This is a genomic window from Kitasatospora sp. NPDC059812 (genome assembly GCF_042732075.1).
Taxonomy (GTDB): Bacteria; Actinomycetota; Actinomycetes; order Streptomycetales; family Streptomycetaceae; genus Kitasatospora.
The window spans coordinates 1-24,181 of the sequence record NZ_JBHWIO010000071.1 but is presented as its reverse complement, the minus strand read 5'-3'; the positions used below and the strand labels follow the sequence as shown (position 1 = coordinate 24,181).

The following is a 24,181-nucleotide window of genomic DNA, read 5'->3' as shown; positions in this document are numbered from 1 at the left end:
CCCGGGACCCCCCGCGCCCCCCCCCGCCCCCCCCGCCCCCGCCGGGCGGGGTGAACGCGGTGAGCGCGGTCGGCGCGGACAGGAAGCGCAGCACGATCCGCCGGCCCGGCGCCGGCTCGGCGCCCCCGTCGAACGCCACCAGCGGCAGCCCGGCGAGCAGCGCGGCCCGCGCGTCCGACGCGGTCGGCGCAGCGATCGTCCTGGCGGCCGCCTCGATCGCCGCCCGCACCTCCGGGTGGTCCTCGACCACCACCTCGACGCCCGGCAGTTGCCGCAGCGCCAGGAACTCCGCCTTGGTCCAGGCCGCTTGGGCGGGCCCGCGCCGGGCGAGCAGCACGACTTCCCGTACCCGGCTGCGGCGCAGTGCAGCGAGGGCGTGGTCGGCGATGTCGGTGGTGGCGAGCCGGTCTGGGTCGGTGAGCAGGATGCGCGCGATGTCGACGGCGACGTTGCCGTTGCCGATGACGACCACCCGTTCGGCGCCGGGCCCGGACAGCTCCACCGCGTCGGCGGGCACGGCCGGTTGGGCGTTGTACCAGCCGACGAAGGTGGTCGCGGGCAGGCTGCCCGGCAGGTCCTCGCCGGGGATGCCGAGCCGCCGGTCGGCGGCCGCGCCGACGGCGTACACGACGGCGTGGTGGTGGGCGGCGAGTTCCTCGTGGGTGAGGTCGGTACCGATGTCCACGTTGAGGTGCATCCGCAGCCGGGGGTCGTGGAAGACGCCGGCGAAGCTGTCCGCGATGCGTTTGGTGGACTGGTGGTCGGGCGCGACCCCGTGCCGCAGCAGGCCGCCGGTGACGGGCAGCCGGTCGATCATGGTGATCTCGGCGCCGGTGCTGCGCAGCAGTTCCTGCGCGGTGTACCCGGCGGACGGGCCGGTGCCGACGATGGCGACGCGCAGCGTGCCGAGCCCGTCGGGCAGGCTGCGCGGGAAGGTGGGCGCGCCCCAGGCGTGGTCGTTGGGGTGATCGCGGTACCAGTCCCGGTTGAGGTCGCCGAACACGGTGTCGGGCCCGCGCAGCCGGTCGACGGGGAACACCGCGTCCACCGGGCAGGCGTCCGCGCAGGCGCCGCAGTCGATGCAGGCCGCCGGGTCGATGTACAGCATGTCGGTGGTGCCGAACTCCGGTTCGTCCGGGGTCGGGTGGATGCAGTTGACCGGGCAGACGGACACGCACGAGGCGTCGTTGCAGCAGGTCCGGGTGATCGCGTAGGCCATGGCCGGGGTGGGGTCCCTCGCTACAGGTGGTGAAGTGTGGGAGTCGGAGCCTTTGTTGATGTTCCGCCTTTGACGTATCGCCTTTGACGTGTCGTCAGAGCATTTGGATGCGCCGGTAGATGGCGGCCGAGCGGCTGGTGAGCAGCCCGGTCTCGGCGAGGAACGCGATCAGGTGCCGGGAGCTGGTGCGCATCATCGCCTTGCGGTGCTCGTTGGCCCGCACTTCGGCGATCGCCCGCTGGGTGTCGAGCCCGGCGGCCCGGTAGACCCCGGGGTGCACCATGCTGGAGACGATGACGTACGCGCCGACGGCGATGCCGGTGGCCGAGGCGCGGCGGCGGGCGGGGCCGGCGTGGCGCACCCGTTCGCGGATCTCCTGCCGGGCGAACTTCATGTGCCGCGACTCCTCGACCACATGGATCCGGGAGGTGCCGCGGACGATCTCCAGGACGTTCTCGCCGCGCATCCAGTCGCGCTGCATGACGTCGAGCACCTCTTCGGCCACCAGGATGCCGCCGTAGGCGAGTTCACCCTTCGCGAGGGCCTTGAACGCCCGCCCGGCCTGGGCGATGACCTTGTTCGGCCGGTACGCGGGGACGCCCATCTTCTCGCAGGCGCGGGCGAACATGATCGAGTGGCGGCACTCGTCGGCGATCTCGGTGAGCGCGAACTGGAACTCGGCGTTGGCGGGGTTCTTCAGGTACTGATCGCGCAGCACCATCTGCTGGAGGATCATCTCGAACCATATTCCGGTGTTCATGATCGAGCAGACCTCGTGCCGGGTGAGGGTGACCCGCTGCTGCTCGGTCATCTCGTCCCACAGCCGGGTGCCGTAGAGGGTGCTCCACTCCGGGTTGAGGCCGTAGTGGTCGGCTGGGAGGGGCGCGTCCCAGTCGATCTCGGTCGAGGGGTCGTAGGAGAGGGTCGCGGCGGACTCCAGCAGCCGCTTCGAGACGTCGTCGTCGGCTGCGGTGTGCCCGTGCGCACTCGCCGCCCGCCCTGTCGCCGCGTTGGTGAGAGCCATGGCTGCCTCCAGATGCCTGCCCCTACGGGTGCCCGCTCACCCGCTTATTAGACGGACAGTACAATAAGAGCCCGCCGCCGAGAACCCCCTGCGCAGCACCGGGCGGGCGCACGACCACAACTCCCGCGCCCCTTCTCGCCCGTGACCTCCCCCAGCCGCCCCCTCCACCCTCTCCGCTTCCTCCGCCCCCGGATACAGTGAGGCGTGATCACCGACCAGCCCGGGGCGGGTCCGGAGCGCGTCGCCCCCACCGGCGTACGGAACTTCCGCGACGCCGGCGGCGTCGGCTCCCTGCCGCGCGGCGTGCTGTACCGCTCCGCCGCCCTGCACGGCCTACACGGCCTCGCGGCGGAGGGCGCGGACACCCTGCGACGCCTCGGCCTGCGGACGGTCGTCGACCTGCGCAGCAACCCGGAGGTGGCGGAGCGCCCGGACGCCGTCGACCTCGTCGACGCCCGCTACCTGCACGCACCGGTCTTCAGCGAACGACGCTGGCCCGCCGACCAGTTGGAGCTCTACCCGCTGATGGCCGGGCGCGCCGGCGCGGCGTCGGTGGCCGTTCTGCGCCGACTGCTCGCCGGTGGGGGCGAGGCCGCGCCGGTCCTGGTCCACTGCGCCTCGGGCAAGGACCGCACGGGAGTCGTCGTCGCCGTCCTGCAGACGCTGCTGGGCGCCTCCGAGGCGGAGGTCCTCCAGGACTTCCTGCGCTCGAACGACGAACTGGGCCTGACCAACCAGCCACCGGCCGGGGCCGCGCACAACGCCCTGCCCGTACGCGAGGTGCATCTGCGGCGGGCGCTACTGTCGATCCGGAGTCACCACGGATCGGTGGCGGAGTATCTCCTCGCGCACGGCGCGCAGGTGTCGGAGCTCGCCGCGGCCCGGCGGATTCCGGCCTGAACGAGCAACCGGGCAGGGGCCGTTGAATCCTCCGAACGAGCCCCCCGCCCGGTGCTGCGCCGAGCGCCTCCGATCCGTACCGCCCCTGGTTGCGCGCTACGCGGCGCCCAGCGCCTGCCGCAGCGCCTCGGCCGCCTCCGCCGTCGCCTCCCGGAAGCGGCGGCCGATGCCGAGGTAGCTGGCGTAGCCGTGGATGAGGTCCGGCTGCCGGCTCAGGCGCACCGCCACCCCGGCCGCCTTCAGCGCCTCGGCGTAGGCCTCGCCCTCGTCCCGCAGCGGGTCGAAGCCCGCGGTGCCGACGTACGTGGGCGGAAGCCCGGACAGGTCGGCGGCGAGCAGGGGCGACAGGCGCGGGTCCGTCCGGTCGGCCGGCGCGGGCGCGTAGCGGTCCAGGAACCAGTCCATGTCCGCGCTGGTCAGGAAGAAACCGTCGGCGAACAGGTCGCGGGAGGGCCGCCGGACGGAGGCGTCGACCGCCGGGTACAGCAGCAACTGGAACACCGGCGCCGGACCGCCCCGCCGCACCGCCGCCTGCGCGGTGACGGCCGCCAGGTTCCCGCCCGCGCTGTCGCCGCCGATCGCGATCCGCTCCGGATCCGCGCCCAGGTCGGCCGCCTTGGCGTACGCGAAGTCGAACGCGGCCAGCGCGTCATCCGCAGCCGCCGGGAACGCGTGCTCGGGCGCGCGCCGGTACTCCACCGACAGCACCCGCACCTGCGCCCGCTGCGCCAGGAACCGCACCACGTGGTCATGGCTGGCCCGACTGCCGACCACCCAGCCCCCGCCGTGCAGGTACACCAGCAGCCCGGAACCCGCCGCCAGCCCGCCCGGCGTGTACAGCGTGGCCGCCAACTCGCCGTACTCCTGCGGGATTCCGACGCTCCGGACGGCGACCGGCTGGATCGTCGCCCCGCCCACCAGGTACCGCGCGTGCTCCATCGCCTCCCGCGACGGCCCGACCCCGGCGGGCAGCACCAGGGCCGCCTTCGACAGGCGCTGCAACTTGAGGATCAACTGCGCTTCCAGCGACAGCACTTGACCGTCCCGCACCACCGGCGCGCCCGCGATCGCCCGCCGCAGCCCTTCCGGCAGCGCGTACGCGCCCCGGACGACCGCGGCCTGGATCCGGACAGGGAAGGGAATCGTCATCTCTGCTGCCTCCTGGAGCCTCACCCGGAGCCCTCGACCGGGGACTCGGACCGGGAGCCCATGATGGGCCCGACCCACCCCAGACGGAAGCCCCCCTCGACGCCCCCTTCACCCACCCTCGACCGCCGACGCACCCGCCGGCAAGAAATATGTAGACCGGTCTACAGCTTCCCTGGCGCCGCCACTTGCACCGCCTCCATCCGCACAGGAAGTCGGCCAGACCGACTTCCTGTGCGCGCACCACCCGGGTGGCGGCAAGGAATCAGTAGACCGACCGACATATTTTTCCCGAACGCCCCTCCCACCCCCACGCCCCGCCCACCCTTGCGCTGTCACCCTTCGGTCGGAGTCGGCGACGGGCCCTCGACATGGGCGGGCGACTTTCTTCAGGAATCTTTCCGCGCCCGATCGACCCGACCGGCCTGACCAGCCCGACCAGTCAGCCCGTCAGCCGGCCCGGCTCGTCGGCGAGCGCCGGTCCTCGGCGTCGAACGCCACCAGGGAGCGCGCTCCGGGTCCGAGGGCGGCTTCCAGTGCGCGCAGGGCGTCACCGTCCAATCCCCCCAGCGCCTCGGCGAGTTCCTCCGAAACGTCCCGGGTGAGCTCCGCCGCCACGGCGTCCTCGGGCGCGCGCGGACCGAGCTTGCTGACGGCGGCTGCCGCCCGGGCGGGGGTGAGGAGTGCCGCGGCCTGGACCAGGAGCCAGGCGGGGACCCCGGCCGCGCCCTGCGGCGGCGGCAGGTACGGGCGGGCGCCGTCGTAGCGCTCGTCCTCGGCGAAGGCCCGCTGCTTCACCTTCACCACCGGACGCGCACCGCCCCCCTCGGGGCCCGTCTCCCGCCAGATACCGGCGGGTTTGAGGACGTAGCCCTCGGCGAGGTTGTCGGCGAGTTCGGGGAGCCCGAGGAACGCGGGGACCAGGGTGGGAAAGGCGGCCGGCAGTTCCTGGAGCACGGTGAGCACACCGCGCCCGATCGAGGGGGCGCAGCCGAGGCCGGCGGTGGCCGCGGCGTCACGCAGGTCACGGTCGGAGATCCAGGACCGGCCCTCGGCGGTGTCGACGGTGGCGTCGAAGAGCAGCCACTCCAGCCCCGGCGCGTACCAGACGCCGGTCTGCACGGGCTCGACTCCGGCGACGGCGGACACATCGGGGTGCGGGTAGCACCCGCCGGCCAGTTCACCGTAAACAGTCACCACAGCGCCCGCGCCCCCACCTGCACCCTCTCCCGCCGCCTCGCGCACCGCCGAGGCGAACCGGGCGGCCGCCGCCGCCAACGCCGGCCAGACCCGGCTGACGCCGAAGAAGCCGTCCAACTCGTCCTCGCCCAGGAGCTCCCGCCGCTTGGCCGGACGGACTGCTCCCCCCTCGCAGACCACGGCGAAGTGCGCCCCGTGCACCTTCTCCACCGCGACCCACGCCCGACTCCCGGACGCGGAGAGCTGCCCCCTCCCCGAGATCTTGGGGTACGGCCGCAACGCGGAGCCTTCGAACCTGGTGTCAGCCACACCCGAAATCATCGCCGCGAGCCCCACCCCCGAACAACGGAGTTTCACCTCCCACCACAACCCCCGCTACCCGCAGCCCCAGCCGCCGCAGAGCGCCCGCCCAGATGGGCCACCACAGGCTGTTCACGTTCATCGGATCGGCTCAGCTCGCCCCAAGGCGAGCGCCATCAGGGCGCGTGCTGCTCGTAGTTGAGGCTCCACTGCTGGTTGGCCTGCAGACCGGGGCAGTTCCAGATCCCGAGCCGGGTGCCCTGCTCGGTGGCCCATCCGGGCAGTTCGAGGCAGCGGCCGCCGGGGTTGTCCGCAGTGACGGTGGCGGGGAGGTAGATCCGGCCGTCCGGGCGGACGGCCCACTTCTGGCCGGTGTTGCCCACGCAGCGGGACAGGATCAGGCCGGTTCCGTTGCCGAGGGCGTTGCCCTTGGTGGAGACGCACCAGCTGCCGGACCGGATGGTGCCGTCGGTGGCGAAGTTGAACCGCTGGTTGATGGTCTGCCAGCAGGCGTAGGCGGCGATCTCGGTGCCTTCGTTGGGTCCACCGATGGAGTCGGCGCACAGCCAGTTCACCAGCTGGGAGTGGATGGTGACGCTGGAGTCGGAGAAGCCGGCGAAGGCCGGGGGAACGAAGCCGTCGACCTTGCCCTTGGTGCCGGTGCTGCTCTTGCCCGCGAAGATGGAGAGCGCGTTGCTGTTGTCCATGACCCAGAGGTCGGGGGTGCCGTCGTTGTTGAGGTCTCCGGCGCCGATCCGTGGGTAGTCGCCCGCCTTGACCGGCTGGCCGACGTCCAGCTTGATCCCCTGGTCGGGCTTGGTGAGGGCGGAGTAGTCGACCGTTCCGTCGGCCTTGTAGCCGAGCGGGTAGGCGAAGAGGTCACCCGTCGTGCGGTTCCGCGCCCAGATGGTGGTCTGGTAGGTGGGGTCGGTGGTGCCGGGGACGGCGGTCGCCCCGTTGGCCGCACCCGGGTTGAGCAGTTCCAGGTCGGCCCAGCTGCCGGAGACGGCCGGGAGGTAGGTCGCGGCGTCGAGGGAGTCGACGAGGCCATTGGGCTGGAAGAGGTAGAGGTTGTTGTTCTCCAGGGAGAGAACAGAGGTCTGGGTCATGATGACCTTGCGGGCCTCGTTACCCGGCTCACCGCCCACGGCCTCGCCGTCGGGCGTGCCGATCGCGATGACCTGCGAGGCGCCGCTCCAGTTCTTCTGGCTGTAGCCGGAGCAGGGCTTGCCGGTCTCGTAGGTCGTGCAGGCGGGCCGGTTGAGGGCGATCGGAGTCAGGGTGTCGAAGCGCCCGGTGCCGTTGTTGGGGATCAGGTAGAGGGCCTCGCGCAGCTTGGAGGTCGTGTCCTTGGTGTAGTGGGCGAGGATCTCGTCGACGGCCTGTCCGACGGCGAAGGTGCCGTGGTGGCTGACCTGGTAGTCGGACCAGGTGGCGCCGAAGTCGCGGTTTCCCGGGGCGGCGGCGGCGGGGGCGGCCAGGGACGTGGTGGGGTCGATGGTGCCGCCGATGACGCGCAGGTCACCGTTCCTGTCGACGGTGATGACGTCGGGCTTCTGGTCGTTGTCGACGTCGCCGAACAGGGGCTGGGTGTCGGGCTTCCAGGGGACGTAGAAGTTGTAGACGGCCGGCTGGCTGTAGTTGCCGGCGTTGTCCATGGCCCAGGCGTACAGGGTGTTGGTGCCCCAGTCCCTGGGCTTGTAGGTGTACGGCTGGCCGGGGGGCAGGGTGCCGTTCTGGCCGCAGCGCCAGCCGACCACCGGTGTCGGGTCCGTGCTCACGCGCACGCAGGCCACGCCGGAGGCCTGGAGCCCGGCGCCGGGGGCGGGGTCCTCGGCGTTGATGGTGAAGGCGCCCGGGTCGTTCATGTACTTGGCCGGGGTGGGGTTGGGGGTGCCCGACGGCGGGAAGTCGGTCGAGCTGATGCTGACGCGGGGGTTGGTCCTGTCGACGCGGAAGTAGCACCACGGGGTCATGGGCGAGGTGAGGATCTCGTCGGTGGCGCGAGCCGTCCAGCCGTACTGGTGGCCGTCCGACAGCGATCCCACGCCCACGGAGGGGCCTGGGTCGTTGTAGCTGGTCCCCCAGCGTCCCTGGGTCCAGCTGAAGTTGGCGTCGTTGTCGTCCCACATCTGGTAGTCGGTGTGGAGGGTCTGCCCGGCGGGCGAGTAGCTGTTGGCCGTGAGGTTGATGTTCTGGTTGGCGCCGATCCAGCCGGGGTTGTCCCAGGGGTGCGCGCCGCCGGTGGTGCACTCGGCGGCGCTGTTGTTCCAGGCGAAGCCGGGGGCGGGGCTGGTGCGCGGGTACCAGACGGTCGGAGTGATGTCGTAAGTGGTGGTGATGGACGGATTGTTGGCGATGTAGTGCCGGAACGTCATGTCCCACTCGTTGCCCATCGGGGCGATGCCGACGGTCCACCACGGCCACTGGCCGGCGATCGCCTGCTTCATCATGTCGGTCACGTCGACGGCCAGCGGGCCGGTGCCGGTGATCCACTGCCCGTTGACCGTCGGGCAGTTCTCCATGACGACGGCCTTGTTGTCCCCGCAGGGCTGGTCGGTCCAGTTGGTGTGCTCGTGGATGGGCTTGGGAGCCGAGTACACCACGAGCGGCGTGTTCGTGCCCGGGCTGGAGGCTCCGGTGACCTGGAAGTTGAGGGTGGAAGTCCGGATGCTCGGCGGGCTCTCGGCGCCGCCGGGCTTGGTGTAGAGCACCGGGTTGATGCCGAACTGGAAGTAGGCGCGCTGGCGGCCCAGGTCACCGCAGTCCAGGCTCGGGTCGCTGCTGTGGTAGCCGCAGTAACCGGTGGCCAGGTTGCTCTTCTTGTTGAAGTTCTCCGCCTTCTTGTGGTTCTCCTGGACCTCCACCGAGCCCTGGACCGAGCTCGTCGCCGCCACCAGGGACGGGTCGAGGTACCAGGGACCGTCACCGGATCCGAGGGCGTTGTGGTCCGGTGTCAGTTCGATCGCCGCGGGCGTGATCTTGGTCGTGATGGCGGCCACGTTCGCACCGTCACCCGGCTCCTCGGCGGTCGACGGAATCCCGCTCGCACTCCCCGTGGGCGCGGGCGCCGGGGCGGCCGCCAACGCCGCACGCGCCGAGTCCCTGGAAGCCCGGTCGGCGGTGGCGGTCGAAGGCGCGGGCTTGCTGGAGTCCCACTGCAGCGGCACGGGGGCTCGGAAGCGCGTGACACCGCTGTCGTCGACGACGGTGATGCCGCCGGACTGGTCCTTGGTCATGGACAAGCCCTGCGCGGAGACGGGGAAGGTTAGCGACTTGAGCGCCGCGCTCTCGGCGGCCTCCTTGGTCCGCACGATGATGGCGTCCCGCCAGCCGCCCTGGGACAGCGCAGTCAGCTGCAGGTCCACACCGGGGAGGACGTCGGTGTAGGTGGCGTTGGCGCCGGTCACGGACGGCTTGGGCAGGGCGAACGGTGCGTTCACCGCGAGGCTCTTGCCGTCGTCGGTCGTCACGGTGGCCATCGGGCCCGCCCCGCCGCCGGAGAACTTCAGCCCGGTCGTCGCGACGGCCGGGCTGAACGTGCCGTCGGTGTTGGCCCGCAGTGTCGAGTCGATGTCCGCCCAGGCACCTCCGCGCTTGGTCCGTACGGCCTGGGCGTTGTCGGTGCTGGTCAGCGTGCCGTCGGGGTTGGCGATGGTTCTGGAGGCCTCATTGGTCAAGGTCTCGACGGTGACCGGCTTGCCGGTCGTCTTGGCCTTCGCGAGCGCGTCCAGCATGGCCTGCTGCGCGGGGGTGCGGGCGGGTGCCGGTGACGAGGGGACGATCGGTGCCAGTCCACCCACAGGGCCGTGGGTCGGCGGGGCGGGGGCGGTGTCGGCCGCGAGCGCTGCCGGCGCGCTGAGCAGGGCCAGACTCAGGGCGCAGCCGGTGCCGAGGGCGGTCAGCGCGAGTATGCGCCTGCGTATGGAAGGTGTTGGTGGTGTGTGCGCGATTGTGCCTGGAGTGCTGGTCATGCGGATTGCAGGGTCCCTCCCGGTCGGGCCGCACCCTCGATGGGGTGCGTTCGGGTGGGAACGATGCGTGCTGGTCGGCGGATCGGTCAAACCCTTTGTCAGTTCATGCCGATGTGTCCGGATAAGCCGCAGATCAGGAGATCAAGACTTCATAAACATCTCATGTGCGGCACTCATGCGACCTGGTGGCGTGTCAGTGGGTGCACATATCGTCACCTCGATCCTGGCACATCCATGTCCATATGACGTTGTGTCGACAATGAGTGAGGAGACACCACTGTGGTGGTTTGGCCTGCCCGGAAACGGGCCGGAAAACGAATAGGCGGCCGATGGCGGTCGCCGGCTGTGGCGGCCCTGGTCGCTCTCACGCTGACCGGGGTGAGCGTGCCGCCGGCGGTGGCATGGACCTACCCCGAGCCCGAGGGGGAGGTCTGGGCTCCTCCGAACACGCCCCTGGGAAGCGCGGCCCCCTCCGTCAAGGGACACGATGCCCAGCCGCCGGGCGCCAAGACGGCGGTCAAGGCAGCGGGCTGGAAGCCGGAGACCGCTCCGCCGGTCGTCACCGGCACCGCGACGGTCATACTCGGCTCCGACAGCGCCGAGGCCGAGGCGGCCCGCAGGGCCACCGGTGGGGCTTCACCCGCCTCCGGTGGCATGACCGGAACCAAGGCCGGAGATCTGGCCGTCCGGGTCGCACCGGGAACCGGCCAGGGTGAGAGCGCGCACGCCGTCACCGTCGAGGTGGCCGGACAGGACAAGGGCAAGGCCGCAGGCGTCAACGGGCCGCTGGTGGCGCTGGCCGACGCCAAGGCGTCGGTCGGTGGCGACGGGCGGCAGGCGAGCGTCACCCTGGACCTGAAGGCCCTCCAGGCGGGCGGGTGGTCGGACCGTGCCGGCCTCGTAGCGCTCCCGGCCTGTTCACTGACCACACCGGAACGCCCCGAGTGCCGTACGCAGACCCCGGTTCCGGTGAAGAACGACGGCTCCGGCACGATCACTGCGGATGTCACCCTTCCCCCTGCGGCACCTGGCAACGCCCAGGGCGGTGCGGTGAAGGCGTCGTTCACCACGGCGAATTCGTCCGCCCAGGCGCCTGCGCAGGCCCTGACCGCCGGCAGCACCGGGGGAACCGGCGGCTCCGTGGTCCTGGCCCCCGCGGCCTCCCCGTCGGGCCCCCTGGGCAACTTCACCGCGACGCCACTGTCGTCGTCGGTGGCCTGGTCCGCAGGCTCTAACACGGGCAGCTTCACCTACAGCTACCCGATCCAGACACCGCCGGCACTCGGCGGCGCCGCACCCACCGTGGCGCTGAGCTACAACTCGGCGAACGTGGACGGCAAGACGTCCTCCACGAACGCGCAGCCCTCGTGGATCGGCGACGGCTGGGGCTACGAGCCCGGCTACATCGAGCGGTCCTACCGCAGCTGTGACAAGGCCGGCATCACCGGCTCGGGCGACCAGTGCTGGGGCGGGCTGAACGCCTCCCTCTCGCTGGGCGGGCGCTCCGGCACCATCGTGCGCGACGACGCGACCGGAACCTGGCACCTGGAGAGCGACGACGGCTCCAAGGTCGAGCAGCTCACCGGCGCGCCGAAGGCCGCGGGCGACGTCGACTACCAGGGCATGGAGTACTGGCGGATCACCACCCCGGACGGAGTGCAGTACTACTTCGGCCTCAACCACCTGCCGGGCGGCGACGGCAGCGACCCTGCGGCGAACTCCGCCCTGACCCTGCCGGTGTACTCGCCCAACAGCGGCGACCCCTGCTACAACTCCGGCAGTGGTAACAACTCCTGGTGCCAGATGGCCTGGCGCTGGCAGCTCGACTACGTGGTCGACCCGCACGGCAACCTGACCACGTACAAGTACGCCGCCGAGGGCAACAAATACAACCGCGGCCGCGTCCAGAGCGGCGGCACCGGCACCCTCTCCGACTACCAGCGGGCCGGTTACCTCAAGGAGATCGCCTACGGCCAGCGCCTGGACGAGCAGAAGGCGGCCAAGGGCGGCGCGAACCCGGCGGCGAAGGTCCTGTTCACCGTCGCGGAGCGCTGCATACCCGGCGGTTCGATCACCTGCTCCGAGGACCAGCGCACCGTGGCCAACGCGGACGCCTGGCCCGATACGCCGATCGACCAGATCTGCACCGACGGCTCGTGCGTGAACTCGGCGCCCACCTTCTTCACGACCAAGCGCCTGACCGGGATCTCGACACAGGTCATGGTCGGCTCCGCCTACCGCACCGTCGACACCTGGAACCTCAACCAGGAACTCGCCGATCCCGGGGACGCCACCAAGCGAATCCTGCAGCTGGACTCCGTCCAGCGGGTGCCGAGCAACGGACAGGCGGCGATCGAGGACCTGCCCGCCGTCCAGTTCAAGTACACGATGCGCGCCAACCGCGTCGACGGCCTGGACTTGGGCGAGAAGATGTACATGCGCCCGCGCATCCAGGAGATCACCACCGAGACCGGCGGGCGGATCGGCGTCGTCTACGCCGACCCCGAATGCTCCCGGGTGAACAACCACATGCCGTCCTCCGAGGACAGCAACACGATGGCCTGCATGCCCGTCAAGTGGTACCCGACGTTCCTGTCCTCGAAGGACCCGATCAACGACTGGTTCGACAAGCCCCTCGTCAAGACCGTCGTCGAGCTGGACCTCGTCAGCACACCCAATGTCGGCAAGACCACCGAGTACACCTACAACGGTGAGGCCGCCTGGCACCGCAACGACGCGGAGTTCACCGACTCCAAGACCCGTACCTGGGACCAGTTCCGCGGCTACCAGTCCGTCACCACCACCACCGGCAGCGGTGGCTCCAGCGAGGCCCCCAAGACCCAGCAGAAGGTCACCTACCTGCGGGGCATGAACGACGACTACCTCGCCAACGGCAAGACCCAACGCAGCGTCCAGGTCCCCAGCCCGCTCGGCGGCACCGTCACCGACAGCGCCCAGCTGTCCGGCCGCGTCGTCGCCACCGAGGTCTACGACCAGGCCGGCGGGACGGTCACGGCGGTGGCCGGGAAGACCTACAACGGGCAGACGAGCTCCGCGACGCATGCCCAAACTGCGGGTGCGCCGAAGATCCTCGCCTGGCGGAAGGACTCCGAGACCACCGCGATCACCAAGGCCAGGCTCGCCGACGGCAGCTGGCGCACGACCACAACGGTCACGACCACCGAGCCGGCCAACGGCAACCGCGTCGTCAAGGTCGACGACAAGGGCGACGGCACCGCCGCCACCCCCGAGATCTGCACGACCACCGGCTACGCGGTCAGTGACAACCCCCAGCTCCTGACCCTGGCGTCGGAAATGACCACCTTCCAGGGGTCTTGCAGCGCGACGGCCACGGCATCCAACACCCAGTCCAGCAGCCGCATCGTCTACGACGGCAAGTCCTTCAAGCAGGCCGGCACGGTCGGAGACCCGACCGGCATCCAGGTCCTCGACCACTTCGACCAGTCCGGCAACCCCGTCTATCTCCACAACGGCAGCACCACCTTCGACGTTTACGGACGGGGCCTGACGGCTGGCACGACCGACGGGTCGACCTACGACCCCAACGGCGCACAGATCAGCGGCCCGTCCGTCACCCCGGCCGTCACATCGGTCGCTCTCAGCCCGGCCGCCGGACAGCTGCCGACGGATATCCGCACCACCGGACCGATGGGAGCAGCTTGGACCACCACCGTCACCCAGGATCCGGCCCGCGGCTCACCTCTGGTCAGTAAGGACATCAACGGCCGGGTCACCACCGCCCAGTACGACGCCCTCGGCCGCATCACCGCGGTCTGGGCGCCCGACCGGCCGACCGAGGAACTGCCCAGCCGGAAGTTCACCTACCTCCTGAACGGCTCCAAGGCGCCGTCCACCGTCAAGACCGAATCGATCAACGACGACGCGGTCACCTACTCCGCGAGCATCGACATCTACGACGGCCTGGCACGGCCGCGGCAAACCCAGAGCACCAGCGCCGCCAAGCCGACCGGACGTCTGATCACCGACACCGTCTACGACACCCACGGCTGGGTGATCAAGACCTCGGCTCCGTACTACGAACAGGGCTCCTTCCCCACCGAGTCCGTCTTCGTCCCGGCAGCCGACGGCCAGGTCCCCGGTCAGACGTGGAACACCTACGACGGCAACGGGCGCGTCGTGCGCTCGGAGTTCCGCTCCTACGGAAACCTCCAGTGGGCCACCAACACCGCCTACCCCGGCGCTGACCGCACCGACGTCACGCCTCCCTCGGGCGCCACTCCTACGTCGACCGTGGTTGACGCCCAAGGCCGCACCACCGCCCTGGGGCAGTACCGGACACCGACCGCGACCGGCAACCTGGCCGACGCGGACGTCACCAACTACGGATACACGCCGACCGGTCTCACCGCGTCCCGGACCGACAGCAGCGGCAACACCTGGAACTACTCCTACGACCTGCTCGGGCGTCAGACCTCGGCCTCCGACCCGGACACCGGTGTGACCAGGACGTTCTACGACGTCAACTCGCGCGTCGACCACATCGTCGACGCCAAGAACAACACCCTCTCCTACACCTACGATCTGCTCAACCGTAAGACCGGCACGTTCAACGGCGCCGTGGCACCCGCGAACCAGCTGGCCTCCTGGAGCTACGACACCCTCGTCAAGGGCCAGCCCACCTCCTCGACCCGCTACGTCGGCGGAGCAGGCGGCACGGCCTACACCAAGGCCGTCACCGACTACGACACCGCCTACCGCCCTCTCGGCTCATCGATCACCATCCCCTCCGCCGAGGGCGCACTCGCCGGTACCTACACGACGACCAACACCTACAGCCCGGTCATCGGCTCCCTGACGAAGGTCGGCATTCCCGCCGCCGGCGGCCTGCCGGCCGAAACCGTCAGCTACGGCCGGACCATCACCGGCCTGCTCACCGCGGCCGCCAGCCTCAGCAAGGCCGTCATCGCCAAGGTCGAGTACGACGCCCTTGCACGCCCGGTGCGTACGACGGTCGGTCAGTACGGCAAGCAGGTCGTCTCCACCCAGCAGTACGACTGGGCCACCGGACGGGTCATCAACAACTTCACCGACCGCCAGGTTGGAACCGTCTCGGTCGACCAGACCAGCTACACCTACACCCAGTCCGGCCAGATCACCTCGGCCACCACCATCCAGGACGCCTCGGCGACCGACACCCAGTGCTTCACCTATGACCACCTCCGCCGGCTGACCGGCGCCTGGACCGACACCGCGGGCACCTTCACCACCGCCGACTGGACCGACTCCTCGGGCGAGGTCCACGGCACCGGCAGCTCCACCACCGTGCCCGGCGTCGGCGGCTGCAACAACGCGAACGGCCCGGCCGCCGTCAACCCCGGTGGACGGACCATCGGCGGACCGGCACCCTACTGGAACACCTACACCTACGACGCGACCGGCAACCGCACAGGTCTCGTCCAGCACGACATCACCGGCAACAGCCTCAACGACATCACCACGACCCAGACCTTCGGAGCCGCCAAGAGCAGCAACTCCCCCACCACCGCCCCCAACACCGGCGGCGGAACCGGCGGGCCCCACGCCCTGCTCACCTCCACCACCAGCGGGCCGGCAGGTACCAAGGCCGTCAGCTACCAGTACGACGCCAAGGGCAACACCACCGCCATCACGGACACCGGCGGTACCACCACCCTGGCCTGGAACGGCGAGGACAAGCTCGACTCCGTCACCAAGACCGGCCAGGCCGCCGCCACCACCTACCTGTACGACGCCGACGGCAACCAACTCATCCGCCGCAACCCCGGCAAGACCACGCTCAACCTGCCCACCGACGAGCTCACCCTCGACACGGCCAGCGGATCCACGAGCAACGTCCGCTCCATCACCGCCCCTGGCGGACTGACCTACACCCGCGTCACCGCCGCCATCGGCGGAGGCAGCGTCCTGATCCAGGCCGCCGACCCGCACGGCACCAGCGGCCTCCAGGTCAACACCAACGCGACCCAGACCGTCACCCGCCGCCCCACCGACCCGTTCGGCAACCCCCGCGGCACCCAGCCCTCCGCTAATCAGTGGGCCGGCACCAAGGGCTTCGTCGGCGGCAGCAAGGACGACACCACCGGACTCACCAACCTCGGCGCCCGCCAGTACGACCCCATCCGCGGACGCTTCATCAGCCCCGACCCCATCCTCGACGCAGCCGACCCCCAACAGTGGAACGGCTACGCCTACAGCAACAACAACCCCGTCAATCTCTCGGACCCCTCAGGCCTGCACTTCGAAGAGTGCGGCAACGGGATGTACACATGCAGCGGCGGAATCACGCCAATTGAAAAGGGGCGCGACTATGACAAGATCGTAGAAGAAAACAAAACGGCAGAAAAGTTCCAAGCGTACTCTGCCTACACCTACTGGAGGACCCACAAGACAGTTCGAGAACAATATGCAGTCAAATGCAGCAACGGTCGATGCAACCCGAACTCCAAGGAAGGTCACGAAGGCAACAACAGGGACTTCCTTTTCGGCCTTGGTGCAGTCGCGATTACACCGATCGACTTCGCCCACAAATTTATTCACCTGGGTGATCACGAATACAGCAAGCCCGGCCCAATGGATTCCTACGTAAGCTGGGCCATGGGGCATGGCCTCGACCCGAACAGTGCAAATTTTGCTTCGGCAACATATCTCCCTGCTGCGATAGGAGACGCCTACGCCGCTAGTCCGGGGGCGCCTGGTGGGATGCCGTGCAACAGCTTCCCTGCGGGAACCGCAGTTCTCCTCGCCGACGGAACCGTCAAGCCGATCGATCAGCTGACCGCCGGCGACCAAGTCTCCGCAACCGACCCTCAGACCGGAACCACCAAGCCACAACCCGTCACCGCGACCATCACCAGACTCGACGACCAGGAATTTACCGACCTCACACTGACCACTGCACAAAAGCCCGGGACTCCTCCCGAACCAATCGCCCCAAAAATCAAGAGCCTTAGCCTCACCTCGACCCAGCACCACCCGTACTGGAATGTCACCACCCAGCGGTGGACGGAAGCCGCCGACCTCCATGTCGGCGACCAACTCCTGACCTCCAGCACCGACACACTCGCCACCGTCCAGGCCATCCGGAACTACCGCACTCTGCCCCAAACTGCCTACAACCTGACCATCAACCAGTTCCACACGTACTATGTGCTCGCGGGGACCACGCCGGTACTCGTGCACAATTGCGGCGGCTACAACCTGCGTGGCAAAGATCCCATGAGCATTGTTCCTGATAATGCCAGTGTGCGAGAGCTGAAGCCGGACCCGAATGGCGGATCTCAGTATGGCCTGGAGTTCAAGTGGAAGAATGCCGATGACAAAACTGTTCGCTTGAGGATCCACGGTCCGGATGGGCGAGCGCCGGCCGGGTCGAACTCGGCCACAGGGGAAACTTATCGCATCCAGATCGGAAATCAGTATCAAGATGAAGCAGGAAACCTATACCATCGACAGGTGCACAATTCAGATAGCCCCTTCTATAATCCGACCGCAGCCAACGAAACTCACATCCCGTGGCCGTTGCAGTTCCCGGGGCTGTAGATGAGTATCGGTCGATCGCTGCTGGCAGGACTGATCGAAAAGATCATTTCTGCGCTGCCGGAAGAGCGAGAAGAAGCCGCCGAGAGCGTCTGTGATTGGTCGCAGTCATTGGATACGCTCGAGGCGAGGATTGCTGTTCGAGTCCTTGCCATCATGGCAGCCTCCGAGGAAGTTGCAGCCGCAAGGGAGGCTCAGCTGAATGCGGTCGCGGAAATATTCAACTCGCGGTCAATGTCATACGATGACGTCGCTCCGGTGTTCGAGATTCCCGCAGAGAGCCTTGACCCTTCGGAAGTCTCCTATATTGAAGACCTTAGAGGACTCTTCAGGTAGATTCCGCAGCATCTTGGGTGATCCCTAATCATCTAGTCCTTCGGTGTAAATAATCATTGAGCCCCCTCCCGGAGATAAATTCGGGAGGGGGCTCAATGCGTCTTGACGGCAGTAGTTGACGGCAACGTCAGCGGACGGGTGCTGCACAAAGCGGCGGGTCGTCACCGTCGCCAGGCTCGGCGATGACCTCCGAGGGGTTGTGGAGGACGCGGCCGAGGAGGTCTATGGCGTCGCGCTGGAGGCGGAGTCGAACGTGGGCGTAGACGGTGGCGGTGACGCCGATATGGGCGTGGCCGAGGAGCTCCTTGATGACGACGAGTTCGACGCCCTGCTCCAAGAGCAGGGTCGCTGCCGAGTGTCGAAGATCATGGAAGCGGATACGGCGGAGTTTGGCCTGGCGGAGCAGTGCGGTGAAGTGCCGCGTGAGCGTGGCTCCCTCGACCGGGGCGCCGTTGGGCCGAGTGAAGACGTAGCCGCTGTCCTTCCAGGTCGCCCCCGCCGCTTGGCGTTCCTGGCGCTGCAGGTCGCGGTGCTGTTCGAGGGAGCGCAGACATGGAGTGGGCAGTGCGATGCGCCGCTCCGAACTCTGGGTCCTGGTCGGCAGGGCGATCAGGCCACCGGAGTTGGTGCGCTGGAGGGTGCGGCGGATGCTGGCGGTTCCGCCGGCCAGGTCGAGGTCTTCCCAGCGCAGGCCGAGGAGTTCGCCCTTGCGGAGCCCGGTTCGCAGAGCGAGTTCGAACAGTGCGTGCCGCCGGTGGCCGTGGGTAGCGGCGAGGAACGCGCGGGCTTCCTGCGCGGTGAGGGGTTCGAAGCGGCAGGGTCGGGGTGTGCCCATGCGGACGTTGTGGGGGATCTCCTCCTCTCGGACGGCATGTTCCAGGGCGGACTTGAGGACGGAGTGGAGTAGGCGAGGCTCAGCGGGGAGAGCCGCTTGCCGCAGCACGTACCAATGGCGCAGAAGCGGGGCTGGTCGCGGGCGGCGTCGAGGCCACGGGCGCAGCGCTGGCAGGTGGTGCGGCACTGGCCCTCGCGAGATGGGTGCAATCCAGGGCCACGGTCCAGCATTCGGCTCGGGCAGGGTGTCGTCGGACGGCGGGGGGACATCGCACTGCCGTATGGGGTGTTCCTCGAACCGAAGATCGGTGAGCCGTGGCGGAGTTCAGGGTTCGCGTGTCTGTGGTGCCTGGGAAGAACCGTAAGCCGGTGCATGGAGTCGACGGTGTGGCCGACGTGGGCTCCGATGCACTGCAGGGCGGGCCCACCGGGGCGGTCAACTCTGTGCAAAGGCGGGCGATTTGCGCAAGGGCGGGCAGGTGGAGGTGGGGTCGTCCGGGCGGAGGGCGTGGGCGGCGTGGCGGGTGCGACCTGGGGTGGAGGGGGTTAGGTCGTGGGCAGGACGCGGTGGGGGTGGGGGCGGGCCTAGCGTGACGGTATGTCGACTAATTCTCGGTGGCGGACTGCTGCGCTGCTCGCCGTGCCCATTGCCGTCCTGATTTCGCTGGCCGGCCCGCAGGCCGCGCTGGCGGCTTCCCCGGCGGCCGGAACGCTCTCGTTGAGTGCGGCGGCGGAGGTGCCGCAGGTGCCCACGCCGACGACGCGGCGGCCGGTCGGTGCCACGTCGGTGCACCTGGTGGACAAGGCCCGGCACGACCCCTGGCGGGCGGACGCCGCCAGTCGCGAGCTGATGGCCACCCTCTGGTACCCGGCGCAGCCCGCACACGGGGAGCACGGGGAGCAACTGCCGTACGTCTCACCCGAGGTGTCGTCCGCGCTGTTCGGCACCCCGGCTGTCAGCGAGGTGCGGACGGGCGTGAAGGCCCGTACGGTGCCCGCGCCCGGGCGGCACCCGGTGGTGGTGCTCTCCCCCGGTTACGGCTACAGCCGCACCTCGCTCACCGCCCTCGCCGAGGACCTCGCGGCCCGGGGCTACGTAGTCGCCGCGCTGGACCACACGTACGAGACGGTCGTGCAGTTCCCCGACGGGCGGGTGGAGACCTGCCTGATCTGCGATCACGTGGACGACCAGCGGGCGGCCGAGGTCACCCGCAGCCGGGCGAAGGACATCAGTTTCCTGATCGACCGGCTGACCGCGCCCGGCCCCGGGCTGGTCCGCGGGCTGCAGGTCGACCGCTCCCGGATCGGCGCGGCCGGCCACTCGATCGGCGGCGCGAGCGCCGTCGAGGCGATGAGCGAGGACCGGCGGATCCGCGCCGCCGCCAACCTGGACGGCGACTTCTTCGCCCCGCTGCCCGCCGACGGCCTCGCCCGCCCGGTGCTGCTGCTCGGCGCCCAGCGGCACGCCGGCAGGCCCGCGACGGCGAACTGGGACGAGACCTGGCAGCACCTGACCGGCTGGAAGCGCTGGCTGGACCTGCCGGAGGCCGGCCACCTGTCGTTCTGCGACATGCACTGGCTGGTGGACTCCCTAGGAGTCCGCGACCAGTTGCCGCCCGACACCACCCCGGAGCAGTACGGCACCATCAAGGGCGACCGTGCCCTCGCCGCCACCCGGGCGTACCTCGGCGCGTTCTTCGACCGGCACCTGCTCAACCGCCCGAGCCGGCTGCTGGACGGGCCCTCGACGGCCTTCCCGGAGGTCCGCTTCGCCAAGTAGCAGGTGGCGATTGGCAAGCAGCGAGTGGCAAGTAAGGAGTGGCAAGTGGGCCGCCGACCGCACGGCGGCGGCCTGGGGCGCCCGATCAGGTGATTCGGCCGCCGCAGGGCTGTGACCTGCGGCGGATCGGGGCAGTCCTCCGGCGCAGCCGCCATCCGCGGCGGCTCCCCGGACACTCTGGAGTGACGACATGCGACGGATCAGCAAGGCGCTCGGCGCGGTGGCCCTGGCCGCGGCGGTGGCAGTGGCGGTGCCCGGCTCGGCCCAGGCGGCCACTGGTCAGCTGCGGGTCGGGTTCAAGACCTACAACAACCCCTCGGGCTGCTACCAGAGCGACATCTGGCCCCTCATCGTCGAGAACCTCACCGACAAGCCCGCCGACGTCCACGATCGGCCGGGCTGCGAGGGGCCCGTCATCGGTGTGGTGAACCCGGGCGAGACCAAGACGTTCGAGTTCGGCGCGAGCGTGAGAATCGCCTGACCCTCCGGACGGTGAAGAGGCCGGTCGATCCGACGTGACGTCGGGGCGGCCGGCCTCTTCGGTTCGCTGCCGTCACCAGGGCGCGCAACGGGATGACGTGTTCATGCGAATGGGTCGATACGCGGGTGGACTGCAAGGGAACTGTCTGCGGAGCCCCATCCCCACCAAGGAGGTTTCCTCGTGAAACGACTGCTCTTCGTCGCCGGCATGGCCACCGCCATCCTGAGCCTGACCGGTGTCGGCGTCGCCGGTGCGGCCGACGGGAGCGCGCACGGCGCCCCCGGCAAGCGGGTCGGCGAAGTGATCCGGTGCGATGAGGTGAACGCCGACGGGCCGAGCGTGATGGGCCGCTCCTGTGACAGCACCACCTGGGGGCCGCTGAGCGACTTCGTCGTCATGGACCGGACGTCACGCGCAGGGTACGAGTGCCAGAGCGGCTGGGCCGAGGGCTCGCTGTGGGTGAACGGGCAGGGCTGTCGCCCCATCCCCGCCTGATCGACGGCCGACTCCGGGTCCCGGCGTGAGCGGCACCCGATCGCCACTGAAGAACCAGAACGGCCGGTCGACCGTCGAGTCGACCGGCCGTTCGCAGCGGCACGGCACGGCACGCGCCCGCAGGAGCCGGGGCGGCGGCGTGTTCGGGGGCGGCCGTCAGTCGGAGGCGAGCGTGCCCCGGTACTCGACGGGCCCCTCGTCCGGGAACTGGGCGGTGCCCTGGAAGCGGCTACCGTCGTCGAAGAAGGTGATGGCGCCGGAGCCCGAGTTGGGGCTGTTCCACGTCACCGTGGTGCCCGTGTCCGGCGTCTCGTCGGCGCCGACCGTGTCGGAGCGGTGGGCGATGTGGAGGGTGAGGGGCTGGTCGTCCTGCCAGCCGCCGGAGCCGGTGGCGATCTCGGTGTCGTATGTGGGCATGCGGCGTCCTTTCGAGGAGTGCGGGGCGGCCGACGGGCGTGCCGGACACCCAGGTCGGTATCTACACGAATGGTGATGCCGAGGCGCCGCGCCCGCCGCAGGTGTCCGGCGAACACCACTCCGTCGGGCCCATCGACCGAAGCACCGTCACCTCGCACCTCCACCCCGAGCGGCAGGAGCGCCGGGTCAGCCGGCCAGGGTGTCCTTCAGCCAGGGGGCGATCACGGCCATCGCCTCGCCGAAGCGCGAGATGGCGCAGTGGCCGGTGTCCGGGATCAGTTCGACCCGGGTGTCCCGGCGGCCCTTGAACACCAGGGTGTCGTCCAGTGGGACGTGGACGTCCTCGGTGCCATTGACCACCAGCATCGGCCCGTTGGCGTCCTGGTCCAGCAGCGGGCGCAGGTCGAACGCCGCGAAGGCGTTCTCCAGCTCGGCCCCGCTCGGCGCGGCGTCGAAGCCCAGGGCGTTGCCGACGATGCCGTCCATGCCGAAGGCGAAGCCGCGACCGGGGGCGAAGGAGCGTTCCACCGGGCCGCCGAGCACCACGGAGGCGTCCACCGCCCCCGTCAGTCCGGTCCGGGCGGAGTAGTAGCCGCCCATCGAGATGCCGAAGTGGCCGACCTTTCCGCTGCCGGCCGCGCGGGCGAAGGAGACCAGTCCGGCGATGACCTCGGCCCCGCCGTCCGGGGTCATCGGCAGGTGGGCGGTCTCGCCGGTGCCGGGGAGGTCGAACAGCAGCAGCCGCGCCGGCAGGGTGAACGCGAGCTGCTCCCACATGCCGTGCAGGTCGGTCTTCCAGGAGTCCACGCCGCCGCTGGCCAGCACGACCGGCGCGTCGGCGGGCAGGCCGGGGGCGGCCATCAGGTGGATCGGCAGGGTGGCGTCGCCGCCGCGGTACGGGACGGTGAGCGTGCGGCGCTCGAACTCCACCGGGAAGCCGGGGGCCGCGAGGACGTACTGCTCGACCTGGCGGGCGAGCGCGGTTCGCTTCGGGTCGTCGGCGAGCGAGGGGAACTTGGCCCAGCCGTACGCCTGCGCGGCCAGACGGTGGCGCCCGGCCTCGGCGTGCCGGGCGGCGAGGGCGGACCACTCGTGCACCCAGCTGCCGGGCCGGTCGGGCCACATCTCGGTGACGGCGGCGCGGACGGCGTCCACCTCGTCGGCGGGGAGGCCGAGGGTCATCTGCGGGTAACGCTCGACGAACAGGTCCTGCGGGTCCAGGGGCCAGGTGAAGGACATAGTGGTGCCTCCTGCTGCACTTAAAGCCTGGGTGCTTGCATTAACGACTATGCGCCCGAGCGGCACCTAATGCAAGCGCTCTTGCGTTAATGTGGTGGCCGAGGTGATCAACACATGACCGAAGAAGAACCGGAGCAAGCGCCGGAGCCAACGCCGGGGCCAGCACCGGATCCGATCCGCCGCCGCCCGGGCGGCCGTGCCGCGCGCGTCCGCCAGGCCGTTCTGGTGGCTGCCACGGAGCTGCTGGCCGAGGAGGGCATCGACCGGCTCAGCATCGCCGGGGTCGCGGCCCGCGCAGGGGTCAACGAGACCACGGTGTACCGGCGTTGGGGAAGTCGGGAGAAGCTCGTACTGGACGCCATGCTCACCGGCAGCAACGAAGGCATCCCCGTCCCCGACACCGGAGCCGTCCGCACCGACCTGGCCGCCTTCGCCCGCGCGCTGGCCGAGTACCTCGCCACCCCGACCGGTCGTTCCGTCGCCCGGGCGGCCGCACTCAGCTCCGACGACCCCGACCTCGCCGAGGCCTGGCAGACCTTCTGGCAGTCCCGCCTCGACCAGGCCGGCGTCATCGTCAGCCGGGCCGTCGAACGCGGGGAACTCCCGACGGGCACCGACACGGCCCTGACCCTGGAACTGCTCTGCGCCCCGCTCCAGACCCGCTGCCTGCTCGGCCACCGCCCGATCGAGCCGGATCTGCCGGAGCGCCTGACGGACATGGTGCTGAACGGCCTGCGAGGGACGGCCTGAGAGGGAGGAGCCAGGAAACCGCCCCTCAGGCACCCCACCCGGACGCCGCAGGCACGAGGGGCCTGTGGGGCACCGACGAAAGTGCCTGATCAGGGCCTGTGTAAGCGCTGAGCGGCGAGTCTTCCCAGGCTGTGCGCGATCGTTTCCCACCCCGTCAACGGCCCTGCAGTTCGCCCCGCGGCATCACCGGGGTCCGCGGTTGACCGCCGGTCGGCGCGGCCGGGACGAGGTGGGGCCAGCGAAACAAGGCCTTTGTCCCGCTTCTGCGACTGCGCCGGCCTACGTCATCCGCACCCTGTTCCGGCGCGTGCCACCCTCTGAACCCATCGTGATCGGCCTACGCGCTCGCCGAGTTCGGCATCAGCCACTCCACCGCGTACCGACTGCGGGACGCTCCTGCTTCATCAGCACAAACGCCGAAACGGCGCTTCCCTTGTCGGCGACGGCTCAATGTGAGGCCGGGTTCGGCGGTTCAGTTGTGGGCCATCCGTAGTCTCGTCGGATGTGTCAGTCGTTGCTGCTGGTGGCG

Annotated in this window: 14 protein-coding genes and 1 pseudogene; 7 read left to right on the top strand and 8 right to left on the bottom strand. The window is 69.8% G+C overall.

Translation table 11 applies throughout. The features are described 5' to 3' along the window. On the bottom strand, positions 1 to 1,219 hold a 1,219-nt coding region (locus ACFV6D_RS28750; RefSeq protein ID WP_380561660.1), incomplete at its 3' end, for an FAD-dependent oxidoreductase. A gap of 94 nt (positions 1,220 to 1,313) precedes the next feature. Further along, entirely contained in the window at positions 1,314 to 2,243 is a 930-nt protein-coding gene (locus ACFV6D_RS28745; protein ID WP_380561658.1) for a diiron oxygenase, read from the bottom strand. Positions 2,244 to 2,447: 204 nt separating this feature from the next. Between ACFV6D_RS28745 and ACFV6D_RS28740 the strand changes: the two genes are divergently transcribed. Continuing rightward, positions 2,448 to 3,143 (top strand): tyrosine-protein phosphatase, encoded by a 696-nt coding sequence (locus tag ACFV6D_RS28740; protein ID WP_380561656.1) that lies wholly within the window; start codon positions 2,448 to 2,450, stop codon positions 3,141 to 3,143. A 96-nt stretch (positions 3,144 to 3,239) separates the two neighbouring features. Here ACFV6D_RS28740 and ACFV6D_RS28735 read toward each other — a convergent pair whose 3' ends face one another. The 3 genes from ACFV6D_RS28735 to ACFV6D_RS28725 form a co-directional block, all read right to left on the bottom strand. After that, positions 3,240 to 4,292 carry an alpha/beta hydrolase gene (locus ACFV6D_RS28735; protein ID WP_380561654.1) on the bottom strand — a complete coding sequence of 351 codons (1,053 nt, stop codon included), beginning with the start codon at positions 4,290 to 4,292 and terminating at the stop codon, positions 3,240 to 3,242. Positions 4,293 to 4,739: 447 nt separating this feature from the next. Beyond that, entirely contained in the window at positions 4,740 to 5,798 is a 1,059-nt protein-coding gene (locus ACFV6D_RS28730; RefSeq protein ID WP_380561652.1) for an RNA ligase family protein, read from the bottom strand. A 167-nt stretch (positions 5,799 to 5,965) separates the two neighbouring features. Beyond that, positions 5,966 to 9,763: a ricin-type beta-trefoil lectin domain protein gene (locus tag ACFV6D_RS28725; RefSeq protein WP_380561650.1), complete on the bottom strand. Its 3,798-nt coding sequence runs from the start codon at positions 9,761 to 9,763 to the stop codon at positions 5,966 to 5,968. A gap of 378 nt (positions 9,764 to 10,141) precedes the next feature. On the opposite strand from ACFV6D_RS28725, the gene ACFV6D_RS28720 reads away from it, so the two are divergent. Both ACFV6D_RS28720 and ACFV6D_RS28715 read left to right on the top strand, forming a co-directional pair. Beyond that, a complete protein-coding gene (locus tag ACFV6D_RS28720) occupies positions 10,142 to 17,323 on the top strand; it encodes a polymorphic toxin type 30 domain-containing protein (RefSeq protein WP_380561648.1) in 7,182 nt (2,393 codons plus the stop codon). After that, the gene (locus tag ACFV6D_RS28715) at positions 17,324 to 17,656 is read left to right on the top strand and encodes a hypothetical protein (RefSeq protein WP_380561646.1); all 333 of its coding nucleotides are present in this window, start codon (positions 17,324 to 17,326) and stop codon (positions 17,654 to 17,656) included. Positions 17,657 to 17,783: 127 nt separating this feature from the next. Here ACFV6D_RS28715 and ACFV6D_RS28710 read toward each other — a convergent pair. Beyond that, positions 17,784 to 18,679: pseudogene (locus tag ACFV6D_RS28710) on the bottom strand (tyrosine-type recombinase/integrase); the annotation flags it as partial. A 409-nt stretch (positions 18,680 to 19,088) separates the two neighbouring features. On the opposite strand from ACFV6D_RS28710, the gene ACFV6D_RS28705 reads away from it, so the two are divergent. The 3 genes from ACFV6D_RS28705 to ACFV6D_RS28695 all read left to right on the top strand — a co-directional run bounded on the left by ACFV6D_RS28705 (position 19,089) and on the right by ACFV6D_RS28695 (position 21,246). After that, entirely contained in the window at positions 19,089 to 20,270 is a 1,182-nt protein-coding gene (locus ACFV6D_RS28705) for an alpha/beta hydrolase family protein (protein WP_380561644.1), read from the top strand. Between the two features lie 190 nt (positions 20,271 to 20,460). Then, complete coding sequence (locus ACFV6D_RS28700) at positions 20,461 to 20,751, top strand: hypothetical protein (protein ID WP_063349432.1); 291 nt, start codon at positions 20,461 to 20,463, stop codon at positions 20,749 to 20,751. A 180-nt stretch (positions 20,752 to 20,931) separates the two neighbouring features. Beyond that, the gene (locus ACFV6D_RS28695; RefSeq protein ID WP_380561642.1) at positions 20,932 to 21,246 is read left to right on the top strand and encodes a hypothetical protein; all 315 of its coding nucleotides are present in this window, start codon (positions 20,932 to 20,934) and stop codon (positions 21,244 to 21,246) included. 156 nt (positions 21,247 to 21,402) lie between these two features. Here ACFV6D_RS28695 and ACFV6D_RS28690 read toward each other — a convergent pair whose 3' ends face one another. Together ACFV6D_RS28690 and ACFV6D_RS28685 are read right to left on the bottom strand one after the other, a co-directional pair. Further along, positions 21,403 to 21,663, bottom strand: coding sequence for a hypothetical protein (locus ACFV6D_RS28690; RefSeq protein ID WP_380561640.1), 261 nt, complete (start codon positions 21,661 to 21,663; stop codon positions 21,403 to 21,405). 186 nt (positions 21,664 to 21,849) lie between these two features. Next, a complete protein-coding gene (locus ACFV6D_RS28685) occupies positions 21,850 to 22,902 on the bottom strand; it encodes an alpha/beta hydrolase (protein WP_380561638.1) in 1,053 nt (350 codons plus the stop codon). A 225-nt stretch (positions 22,903 to 23,127) separates the two neighbouring features. On the opposite strand from ACFV6D_RS28685, the gene ACFV6D_RS28680 reads away from it, so the two are divergent. Beyond that, a complete protein-coding gene (locus tag ACFV6D_RS28680; RefSeq protein ID WP_380561636.1) occupies positions 23,128 to 23,652 on the top strand; it encodes a TetR/AcrR family transcriptional regulator in 525 nt (174 codons plus the stop codon). Positions 23,653 to 24,181 lie beyond the last annotated feature (529 nt).